Origin of the sequence: Mycolicibacterium arseniciresistens (assembly GCF_030519285.1) — a bacterium.
Taxonomy (GTDB): Bacteria; Actinomycetota; Actinomycetes; order Mycobacteriales; family Mycobacteriaceae; genus Mycobacterium; species Mycobacterium arseniciresistens.
In genome coordinates this window covers 1-9,459 of sequence record NZ_JAUMSQ010000316.1, presented here as the reverse complement: position 1 = coordinate 9,459, position 9,459 = coordinate 1, and the positions used below count along the sequence as shown (strand labels likewise).

At 70.3% G+C, this 9,459-nt stretch carries 12 protein-coding genes and 1 pseudogene; 6 read left to right on the top strand and 7 right to left on the bottom strand.

From position 1 onward, the window contains the following. Both Q2100_RS26980 and Q2100_RS26975 read left to right on the top strand, forming a co-directional pair. Positions 1–1,062, top strand: a 1,062-nt coding sequence (locus tag Q2100_RS26980; RefSeq protein WP_302916531.1) for an NAD(P)/FAD-dependent oxidoreductase, incomplete at its 5' end; no start/stop codon positions are given. A gap of 86 nt (positions 1,063–1,148) precedes the next feature. Beyond that, the gene (locus Q2100_RS26975; RefSeq protein WP_264016059.1) at positions 1,149–1,307 is read left to right on the top strand and encodes a hypothetical protein; all 159 of its coding nucleotides are present in this window, start codon (positions 1,149–1,151) and stop codon (positions 1,305–1,307) included. An 8-nt stretch (positions 1,308–1,315) separates the two neighbouring features. Here Q2100_RS26975 and Q2100_RS26970 read toward each other — a convergent pair whose 3' ends face one another. Further along, positions 1,316–1,612, bottom strand: coding sequence for a hypothetical protein (locus Q2100_RS26970; RefSeq protein WP_302916530.1), 297 nt, complete (start codon positions 1,610–1,612; stop codon positions 1,316–1,318). A 114-nt stretch (positions 1,613–1,726) separates the two neighbouring features. On the opposite strand from Q2100_RS26970, the gene Q2100_RS26965 reads away from it, so the two are divergent. Further along, positions 1,727–1,954, top strand: coding sequence for a hypothetical protein (locus Q2100_RS26965; RefSeq protein ID WP_302916529.1), 228 nt, complete (start codon positions 1,727–1,729; stop codon positions 1,952–1,954). Between the two features lie 9 nt (positions 1,955–1,963). Here the strand turns inward: Q2100_RS26965 and Q2100_RS26960 are convergent, their stop codons facing one another. After that, entirely contained in the window at positions 1,964–2,656 is a 693-nt protein-coding gene (locus Q2100_RS26960) for a demethylmenaquinone methyltransferase (RefSeq protein ID WP_264016062.1), read from the bottom strand. 70 nt (positions 2,657–2,726) lie between these two features. On the opposite strand from Q2100_RS26960, the gene Q2100_RS26955 reads away from it, so the two are divergent. Then, the gene (locus Q2100_RS26955; RefSeq protein WP_302916528.1) at positions 2,727–3,551 is read left to right on the top strand and encodes an SDR family oxidoreductase; all 825 of its coding nucleotides are present in this window, start codon (positions 2,727–2,729) and stop codon (positions 3,549–3,551) included. A gap of 76 nt (positions 3,552–3,627) precedes the next feature. Here the strand turns inward: Q2100_RS26955 and Q2100_RS26950 are convergent, their stop codons facing one another. Beyond that, positions 3,628–4,755 carry a glycosyltransferase family 4 protein gene (locus Q2100_RS26950; protein ID WP_302916527.1) on the bottom strand — a complete coding sequence of 376 codons (1,128 nt, stop codon included), beginning with the start codon at positions 4,753–4,755 and terminating at the stop codon, positions 3,628–3,630. Between the two features lie 104 nt (positions 4,756–4,859). Here Q2100_RS26950 and Q2100_RS26945 point away from each other — a divergent pair, with 104 nt between their 5' ends. Then, complete coding sequence (locus tag Q2100_RS26945; protein ID WP_302916526.1) at positions 4,860–5,534, top strand: DsbA family protein; 675 nt, start codon at positions 4,860–4,862, stop codon at positions 5,532–5,534. 3 nt (positions 5,535–5,537) lie between these two features. Here Q2100_RS26945 and Q2100_RS26940 read toward each other — a convergent pair whose 3' ends face one another. Further along, positions 5,538–6,707, bottom strand: a complete 1,170-nt coding sequence (locus Q2100_RS26940; RefSeq protein ID WP_302916525.1) for a zinc-dependent alcohol dehydrogenase — start codon at positions 6,705–6,707, stop codon at positions 5,538–5,540. A gap of 13 nt (positions 6,708–6,720) precedes the next feature. Next, positions 6,721–7,221 (bottom strand): SRPBCC family protein, encoded by a 501-nt coding sequence (locus Q2100_RS26935; protein WP_302916524.1) that lies wholly within the window; start codon positions 7,219–7,221, stop codon positions 6,721–6,723. Between the two features lie 86 nt (positions 7,222–7,307). Here Q2100_RS26935 and Q2100_RS26930 point away from each other — a divergent pair, with 86 nt between their 5' ends. After that, positions 7,308–8,381 carry a DUF2330 domain-containing protein gene (locus Q2100_RS26930; RefSeq protein WP_302916523.1) on the top strand — a complete coding sequence of 358 codons (1,074 nt, stop codon included), beginning with the start codon at positions 7,308–7,310 and terminating at the stop codon, positions 8,379–8,381. Here Q2100_RS26930 and Q2100_RS26925 read toward each other — a convergent pair. Both Q2100_RS26925 and Q2100_RS26920 read right to left on the bottom strand, forming a co-directional pair. Next, positions 8,363–8,932 (bottom strand): DUF3592 domain-containing protein, encoded by a 570-nt coding sequence (locus tag Q2100_RS26925; protein WP_302916522.1) that lies wholly within the window; start codon positions 8,930–8,932, stop codon positions 8,363–8,365. The genes Q2100_RS26930 and Q2100_RS26925 overlap by 19 nt on opposite strands. Continuing rightward, positions 8,929–9,459 (bottom strand): annotated as a pseudogene (locus tag Q2100_RS26920) (thiamine pyrophosphate-dependent enzyme); the annotation flags it as partial. The gene Q2100_RS26925 and the pseudogene Q2100_RS26920, both read right to left, overlap by 4 nt.

Here is a 9,459-nt window from a genome sequence, read left to right as displayed (position 1 = left end):
GCCGAGCTGGAACGGCTGGGCCTCGGGCCCTGGCTGGACGGCCGGATCCGGCACCGCGGGCTGCGGATGTCCGGCTTCGGCGCCGACGTCCAGGTGCCGTGGCCCGGCCCGTCGTTCCCGCCCACCGGCAGCGCGGTGGCGCGCACCGAACTCGACGACCGCATCCGGTCGGTCGCCGCCGACGACGGCGCGAAGATGCTACTCGGCGTGAAAGCCGTTGCGGTGCGCCATGCTTCGTCGGGCGCCGTCGAGGCGGTGGTGCTCGACAACGGCGACGAGGTCGGCGTGGGCACCCTGATCGTCGCCGACGGAGCCCGGTCCACCCTCGGCCGCGTGCTGGGCAGGCAGTGGCATCAGGAGACGGTGTACGGCGTCGCCGTGCGGGGATACCTCGCGAGCCCGCGCAGCCACGAGCCGTGGATCACCTCGCACCTGGAACTGCGCTCACCGGAGGGCAAGGTGCTGCCGGGCTACGGGTGGATCTTCCCGCTCGGCAACGGCGAGGTGAACATCGGCGTCGGCGCGCTGGCCACCGCGAAGAGGCCCTCCGACGCGGCGTTGCGGCCGCTGATGTCGTACTACACCTCGCTGCGCCGCGAGGAGTGGGGCTTCGACGGCGAGCCACGCGCGCCGCTGTCCGCCCTGCTGCCGATGGGCGGAGCGGTCTCGGGCGTCGCCGGACCCAACTGGATGCTCATCGGCGACGCCGCCGCCTGCGTCAACCCGCTCAACGGCGAGGGCATCGACTACGGCCTGGAGACCGGCCGGCTGGCCGCCGAGCTCCTCGGTGCGGCGGACCTGTCGACGGTGTGGCCGGCGGTGCTGCAGGAGCACTACGCGCGCGGATTCTCGGTGGCGCGGCGGCTGGCGCTGATGTTGACGCTGCCGCGCTTCCTGCCCCTGGCCGGTCCGGTGGCGATGCGGTCGACGACGCTGATGCGGATCGCGGTACGGGTGATGGGCAATCTCGTGACCGACGAGGACGAGGACCGGATCGCGCGGGTGTGGCGGGCCGGCGGGTTCACGTCGCGGAAATTGGACGCGCGCAAGCCGTTCAGCTGACCATTGGCCGGAAATGTTTGCTGCGGACGTCTTTCCGCTGCCGGGCCGTCGCCTGCCATTCAGCTCAGCCGGTTACGTTCGACGGCATGGCCGTTGTCGAACACGAGCTGCCGAAGCCTCCGCCGCCGATCGACAGTGCGCCGCCGAGGAAGACCCGCACGCCCGAGGAGCGGCGCGTCGAGGTCTGCCCCGTCTGCCACACGGCGCTGCCCGCCGTGACCGCCCGCTGCTTCTTCTGCGAGTGACGCCGCGGTCACTCTGACGAGCTGAACTCCTCGTCGGAATCGCGCGAGGCGCTCCTGCGCCGTGCGCTGGCCTGCTCGATGAGTTGCGCGGTGGACAATTTCGGCTTCTGCCCGGTCATGCTCTGCTTGGTCAGCCCCAGCGCGATCAGCACCTCGAAGAAGACGATGATCAGGCCCGCCCAGTAGGCCCACTTCATCGTCGGATCGGGCCGTGTGGTGAAGAACAGAACCAGGAAGATCGGCCCGACGATGCCGAACACGAACACCACGAGCTGGATCTGGACGTAGCGCCAGAACGTCTGCATCGCCGATCTCCTCGTTGCCCGGATGGACGCGTGAATGCTATCCCGCCGGGCCCGAGACGGGACTACTCTGGAGTCCACGCGGGTTGTTCACTCTGACAGCGAGGAGATCCGCGAATGATCGCATCGCACAGGCCGGCCCGCCTGCTCTGGGTCGCCACCGCATCAGCCGTGATGGCGCTCGGCCTCAGCGCCCCCATCGCCGCGAAACCGATGGGTCCGTGCGGGGACGTCACCTACGTCGGGAAGTGCGAACCGATCAGCGAGCGCGACACCACGCCGCCGCGCCAGGGCCACCCTGACACGCCGATCCTGCCGCAGGGCACCGGCGGCCCGCTCGGCTGAGAAGCCGGGCTAAGTACCAGGTTTGACCGCGGCGTGCAGTGCGACGATGCCGCCGCTGAGGTTGCGCCACCGCACCTGTGACCACCCGTTGTCCTCGATCCGCTGAGCCAGCGCGGGCTGGTCGGGCCAGGCCCGGATCGACTCGGCGAGGTAGACGTAGGCGTCCGGGTTCGACGACACCGTGCGGGCCATCCTCGGCAGCGCCTGCATCAGATACTCCTTGTACAGCGTCGCGAACGGCCCGTATGTCGGAGTGGAGAACTCGCACACCACCAGTCGCCCGCCCGGCCGCGTCACCCGCGCCATCTCGCGGAGCCCCGCGGCGTGGTCGACGACGTTGCGCAGCCCGAAGCTGATGGTGACCGCGTCGAACACGCCGTCGTCGAACGGCAGCCGGGTGGCGTCGCCTGCCACCTTGGGGACGTCGCGGCGCGCACCGGCGCCCAGCATGCCGACCGAGAAGTCCGCCGCCACACACCACGCGCCGGACGCCGCGAGCTCGACGGTCGAGACGGCGGTGCCCGCGGCCAGGTCGAGCACCTTGTCACCGGGGCCGATCTGCAGCGCCGCGCGGGTGGCCCGGCGCCAGAACCGGTCCTGCCCCAGGGAGAGCACCGTGTTGGTCAGGTCGTAGCGGCGGGCGACGCCGTCGAACATCGACGCCACCTCGTGCGGATTCTTCTCCAACGACGCCCGGCTCACGATGCCGACGCTACCTGTGCGTCGGTGGCCGCCGGGAATGGTGGCGCCGCGACGGCGCTTATACGGCGACATGAGTGCAATAGTCTGGTTCATCACCGGGACGTCGCGCGGCTTCGGGCGCGAATGGACGATCGCCGCCCTCGATCGAGGCGACCGGGTGGCCGCCACCGCCCGCGACACCTCGACGCTCGACGACCTGGTCGAGAGGTACGGCGACGCGCTGCTGCCGATCCGCCTCGACGTCACCGACCGCGACGCCGACTTCGCGGCCGTCAAGCAGGCCCACGACCACTTCGGGCGGCTCGACATCGTGGTCAACAACGCCGGCTACGGCCAGTTCGGCTTCGTCGAGGAGCTGTCCGAGCAGGAAGCGCGCGACCAGATCGAGACGAACGTCTTCGGCGCACTGTGGATCACCCAGGCGGCGCTCCCCTATCTGCGGGCCCAACGCAGCGGCCACATCCTGCAGGTGTCGTCGATCGGCGGGATCACGGCGTTCCAGAACGTCGGCATCTACCACGCGTCGAAGTGGGCGCTGGAGGGGTTCTCGCAGGCGCTGGCGCAGGAGGTCGAGTCGTTCGGCATCCACGTCACCCTCATCGAACCGGGCGGCTTCGACACCGATTGGGCCGGTTCGTCGGCCAAGCGCGCGACCCCGCTGCCCGCCTACGAGGAGGCGCACGCCCAAGCCGACGCCGCCCGCAGCAAGCGCACAGCGAAGTCCGGCGACCCGAAGGCGTCGGCCGCCGCGGTGCTCAAGATCGTCGACGCCGAGAAGCCGCCGCTGCGGGTGTTCTTCGGCGAGCTGCCGCTGCAGCTGGCCAGGGCCGACTACGAGAGCCGCCTCGCGACGTGGGAGGAGTGGCAGCCAGTCGCGGTCGAAGCCGGCGGCTGAGGTTGCCCCGAGTGTGAACGTGACGACGTTTTAGCCCGGATTTCGTCGTGTGGTTCACACTCGAGCGTCTCGGCGGTCAGGCGGCTTTCAGGCGGCGCAGGCCCTGCACCGCTTCGTAGTGCCCGAGCAGTTCGTCACAGATGGCGGGCCAGGTACGGCCCAGCACACTGCGGCGGGCGGCCACCGAGTAGCGCTGCCGCTCGGCAATTAGGTGGTCGACCGAGTCGGCGAGTTTGGCCTCGAACTCGGCGACGGGCAGCAGCAGGCCGGTGCGGTAGGGCGCGACGAGGTCGCGCGGACCGCCCGCATCGGGCGCGACGACCGGCAGGCCCGAGGCCATCGCCTCCTGCACCGCCTGGCAGAACGTCTCGTGCTCCCCGGGGTGGACGAACACATCCATGCTGGCGTAGGCGGTCGCCAGCTCCTGGCCGTACAACGCCCCGGTGAACACCGCCGACGGCAGCACCGCCTGCAGTTTCGCGCGGTCGACGCCGTCGCCGACGACGACGAGTTGCAGATCGTCGCGGGCGGCCAGTACCGCCAGGCGCTCGACGTGCTTCTCAGGCGCCAGCCGGCCGACGAAACCGACGACCGGCCTGCCGTCCGGCGACCACCGCTGCCGCAGGGCGTTGTCGCGAGCCGACGGCGCGAAGCCGGTGATGTCGACGCCGCGGGCCCAGCGGTGCACCCGCGGGATCCGGTGCGCGGCCAGGTTCTCCATCGCCGAGGTCGACGGCGCCAGCGTGCGGTCGGCCTTGCTGTGCAGCCTGCGGGTCCACGCCCAGGACGCCCGCGAAAGCACGCCGACGCCGTAGCTCTCGGCGAAGCCGGCGACGTCGGTCTGGAACACCGCGACCGTCGGCACCCCGAGATAGCGGGCCGCGTGCACGCCGCCCCACCCGAGCAGCGCCGGCGACGCCAGGTGCACCACGTCGGGATCGAAGCCGCGCAGCACCTGGACGATCCGGGGCCGCGGCATGCCCAGCGGGAGTGAGTTGATCTTCGGGAACATCCGCGACGGCACCCGGTGTACCCGGACGCCGTCGTGCACCCGGTCGGCGGGCGGTTCGCCGCGCGGGGTGTCGGGGGCGATGATGAGCACCTCGTGTCCGGTGCGGCGGAGGTGCTCGACCACCCGAAGCACGGAGTTGGTGACACCGTTGACGTTCGGCAGAAAGGACTCGGCGACGATAGCAACGCGCACGTCGTGATCGTTTCAGCGTGCGCTTTCCCGCAGGTTGCGTGCAGGCATACGCGACACGAAAACCCGGGATCGCCCGAAGTCGAGTGCGCGGTACCGTCGCCTCCATGACCGCGAGCAGGAAAATGGTGGCGCTCGGGCTGGCGGTGCTGCTGCTGTCCACCGCCGGCTGCAGCCGCGACATCGCCGGCGCCGCCCAGCGTGATCCCGTCGAGCCGGGGACCGCCGTCACCGAGGACGGCTACGGCATCGTGATCGGCTTTCCCGAGGCGCCGGTGCGCATCGAGGTGTTCACCGAGCCGCAGTGTCCGCACTGCGCGGACCTGCAGGCCGACTTCGGCGCCGACTTCGAGCGGTACGTCGACATGGGCCAGCTGGCGGTGACCTACCGGCCGGTGACGTTCTTCGACCAGGACGGCAACGACCACAGCGCCCGGGTGAGCAACGCGATGTTCCTGGCCGCCGGACCCGGCACGTCGGCCCCCGACTTCCAGAACTTCGTCGAACAGCTCTGGGCGCAACAGGATTCACCGGAGGCGCCGTCGAACGCCGCCCTGGCGAAGCTCGCGACCGACAGCGGCATCGGCGACGAGCGGGCCGGCGAGATCTCCGCCGGCAGCGAGGCCGTCGACACCGCGGAGATGACCGCGCTGAACACCGAATTCCTCTGGGAGATCGACCCGCTCGACGCGGGCACACCCACGGTGTACGACCTCGTCAACGACGAGAAGCTCGACATCTACGACGACAACTGGCTGGCGAAGCTGCTGTCCTCGGTGTGAGCATCACGGCCGCAGCGCGACCCGGATGCAGTTGTCCTGCTTGTTCTTGAACATGTCATAGGCCCGCACGCCCTCTTCGAGCGGCAGGTCGTGGGTGATCAGCTTGGCCGGGTCGAGGTCGCCCTGCTCGACGTAGTCGAACAGCCGCTTCATGTATCGCTGCCCGTGCTGCTGAGATGTCTTGAGCGTCAGCCCCTTGTTGGTCAGCACACCCATCGGGAACTTGTCGGTGAGCCCGTAGACGCCGAGCACCGAGACGACGCCGCCCTTGCGGCAGGCCAGGATCGCCTGACGCAGCGCGCTCGCCCGGTCGGTCTCCATCCGCAGCAGCTGCTTGGCGCGGTCGTAGACCTGCTGCACACCCGTGCTGTGGCCCTCCATGCCCACCGCGTCGATGCACGCGTCGGGTCCGCGGCCACCGGTCATCTCGCGCAGCATCTCCTGCACGCTGTCGACGGAGCTGTAGTCGATCGTCTCGAGGCCGAAGCCGTCGCGCGCCAGCGCCAGTCGTTCGGGATAGCGGTCGATCACGATCGCCCGCTCGGCGCCAAGCAGCAGCGAGCTGCGGGCCGCCATCAACCCGACGCCACCCGCACCCCACACCGCGACGGTGTCGCCGCCGGAGACGTCGCAGAAGTCGGCGCCCATGAACCCGGTCGGGACCGCGTCGGAGAGGAACAACGCCTGCTCGTCGGTGACGTCGCCGGGTATCGGGAAGCAGTTGGTGTCACCGAACGGCACCCGGATGTACTGGGCGTGCGATCCGGCGTAGCCGCCGAATTCGTAGGTGTAGCCGTAGATTCCGCCGGACGGATAGCCCAGCACCGGTTGCTGCAGTTCGGCATTCGGGTTGGTGGTGTCGCAGCAGGCGTACAGCTCGTGCTCGCAGTACCAGCACCGGTCGCATCCGATGAACGACGGCACCACCACCCGGTCGCCGACCTTGATCTTGGTCACCTCGCGACCGGTCTCGATGACCTCACCCATGAATTCGTGGCCGAACACGTCGCCTTCCCGCATCCCCAGCAGGTAGCCGTCGATGAAGTGCAGGTCCGAGCCGCAGGTGGTGGTCAGCTTCACCGCGAGGATCACGTCGTGGGGGTTGAGCAGTTCCGGGTCGTCGACGGTCTCTACCGACAGGTTGTTGACGCCGTTCCAGCACAGTGCACGCATGGTTGGCCTTTCGTCAGCGCGCGGAGTCGCGCGCGCTCGGATTGGATCGGATGGTCGGCACCTCACCGGTCTGCAGCAGCGCCCGCACCCGGTAGAGCACCTTGAACGCCAGTGCGCCGGTGAGCAGGCCGGGGGCCGGACTCTTCGCGTGCACGGTCACCTCGGTTCCCAGGCCGCGGGGCGCCTCGCGATAGGTGACGACGAGCTCGTTGCGGTCGTCGTCGGTGCCGACGAACCGGACACCGGCGATGTCCTTCTGCAGCCGCGATTCCCACGTCGTCTTCACCGGGCCGGCCTGCAGCCGCCACCGGTACCGGTCGGGGCCGGTGACCTCGACCTCGCCGACGTCGCCGAGCACCACCGAGAGCTCGCCGGGGTTGCGCCAGAACTGCTCGACGCGCTCCAGCGGGACGGCGATCGTCACCGACTGCGTGGCCGTTCGTTGCGGCAGCTGGTCGGCCAGCTTCCCGGCCACCTCGGCCGCCTGCTTCTTCGCGGTGTCCAGTGCACTCATCGCCCGTTCCCTTCCGATGCCGTCGACGGGTCGCGATACCCGCGAAGGGAGCGGCCAAACGGCACGCGGGCAATACGATGACGCCCATGATGCGGTCGGCCGCCGTGGTGCTCGCGACGTGCGTGCTGGCGCTGTCCGCCGGCGTGGCCGCGCCTGCGCGGGCCTGCGGCTGCGGCGCCTACATCCCCGCGCAGGAGGGTCCGGCCGTCACCGACGAGCGCGCGCTGGTCGCCTGGGACGGCACCAGCGAGGACGTGCTGATGTCCTTCGACGTGCAAGGCAGTTCGGCGTCCGCGGCCTGGGTGATGCCGGTGCCGTCGGCGGCGCGGGTCACCCTCGGCGAGCCGGAGGTGTTCGACGAGATCGACCTGCTCACCGCGCCGCGCATCGAGTACCGCGACTCGTGGTGGCCCACGTTCGACTGGATGAAGGGCTTCGCGAGCGAGGCGCCCGACACCGCCGGCGCGCAGGCCCCGACCGGTGTCAGCGTGCTCGCCCGGCAGCGCATCGGACCGTTCGACGTGACGCGGCTGACCGCAGGCGATCCGGCCGCCCTGGCCGATTGGCTTGCGGGCCGGGGATTTCCGCATCCGCCAGGCCTGGACCGCAACCTTGCGCCCTATGTGCGGGACGGCTGGGAGATCGTGGCGGTGCAGCTGGTTCCTGGCGCCGCCGGCGAGTCGCTGACCGGTGACCTGCAGCCGCTGCGGCTGTCGTTCCGCTCCGACGAGGTGGTGTACCCGATGCGGTTGTCGCAGTCGGCGACGACGCCCCAGACCGTCGACCTGACCGTGCTGGCCGATCACCGGATGGACCCGTCAGAGGTCCCCGTGGCCGGCAACGACCCGTCGCTCGCCTTCGCCGGCCGGATCGAGGCGCTGCCGCCCGCGCTCGCCGAATACGCGGGCGAGACGGCGTTCCTCACCCGGTGGAAGAACACCATCGACGATCCGTCCGCGATCGACGGCGACTACGTGTTCAATCAGGCGTCGGCGGACACCCCGTTCCAGGAGGTGATCTACCGGCACCGCGACCGGGGCGACATCACCGGGCTGGTGCTGATCGCGCTGGTGGTCGTCAACGGGTTCGTCGTCGTCGTCGCGCTGACCGCCGGTGCGATCGTCCGCTCGAGGCGCCGCGGTCAGCCGACGCGCGGCTGATCCGCCACTTCGGGGCGGGCCTCGCCGGCCTGCTCCACGTGCAGCCGTTTCTGCAGGTATGCCAGCCCCAGCAGCGCCGCCCCGGCCGCCAGCCAGCCGACGACCGCGATCGAGCCGGCCGGGATGATGGACAGCGACGCGTCGCGGTCCTGCACCCGGACCAGGTCGGGGTTGTTCACGTCGTACTCGACGTAGATCCGCATGCCCGCCTCCAGCTCCGACGGGTACAGCACACCGAGCTCGGGACGGTAGGTCACCCGGTCGGGTGTGACGAACTCGATGGTCGACCGGCGCGGGCCCGCGCTGAGGACGTTCGCCTCGGCGACACCCATGTTCCGCTCGATCTGCCGGTCGTTGCGCCACGCGCCGAGCACCATCAACGTCGACTGCAGCGTGACCAGGCAGGCGGCGATCACCACTCCGATGCGGACCCGCCGGATCACCCGCTCGGCGCGGGTCTCGGTGCCGTCGCCGTACAGGTGTGGAATCGCGATGCGCCACAACACTTTCAGCCGCTCGATCAGACGGTGCAGCGCTGGGGGCAGCGTCACAGGGCGGCCCTGATCGACGCGTGCAGCGCCCGCAACGACGACCGGTCGGCCTTCACCTCCAGCACCCGCATCCCGTCGTGCGGTTCGTCGAGCACCTCGGCCAGGTCGTCGACCTCGATCTGGCGGCTGTCCACGTGGTACGCCCGGCACAGCGCGCCGACGTCGACGTCGTGCGGGGTGCCGAAGACGCGCGCCGACACGTCGGAGAACCGCGGGTCGCCCTGCTCGAGGAGTTCGAAGATGCCGCCGCCGTTGTCGTTGGACACCACGATCGTCAGGTCCCGCGGCGTGGGCTCGGTGGGCCCGATGAGCAGGCCGGAACTGTCGTGCACGAACGTCAGGTCGCCGAGCAGGGCGATCGTCCGCGGCACCTCGTCGCCGCGTCCGGTCTGCTCGTGCGCCAGCGCGGCGCCGATGGCCGTCGACACCGTGCCGTCGATGCCCGCCACCCCGCGGTTGGACCGCACCGTCACTCCGCGCGGCGTCAGCCCGACCAGGGCGGCGTCGCGCACCGGGTTCGACGCGCC

Coding starts and splice junctions, on each gene's coding strand:
- Q2100_RS26975 (WP_264016059.1), top strand. CDS start 1,149: ATGGCCGTTGTCGAACACGAGCTGCCGAAGCCTCCGCCGCCGATCGAC.
- Q2100_RS26970 (WP_302916530.1), bottom strand. CDS start 1,612: ATGCAGACGTTCTGGCGCTACGTCCAGATCCAGCTCGTGGTGTTCGTG.
- Q2100_RS26965 (WP_302916529.1), top strand. CDS start 1,727: ATGATCGCATCGCACAGGCCGGCCCGCCTGCTCTGGGTCGCCACCGCA.
- Q2100_RS26955 (WP_302916528.1), top strand. CDS start 2,727: ATGAGTGCAATAGTCTGGTTCATCACCGGGACGTCGCGCGGCTTCGGG.
- Q2100_RS26945 (WP_302916526.1), top strand. CDS start 4,860: ATGACCGCGAGCAGGAAAATGGTGGCGCTCGGGCTGGCGGTGCTGCTG.
- Q2100_RS26940 (WP_302916525.1), bottom strand. CDS start 6,707: ATGCGTGCACTGTGCTGGAACGGCGTCAACAACCTGTCGGTAGAGACC.
- Q2100_RS26935 (WP_302916524.1), bottom strand. CDS start 7,221: ATGAGTGCACTGGACACCGCGAAGAAGCAGGCGGCCGAGGTGGCCGGG.
- Q2100_RS26930 (WP_302916523.1), top strand. CDS start 7,308: ATGATGCGGTCGGCCGCCGTGGTGCTCGCGACGTGCGTGCTGGCGCTG.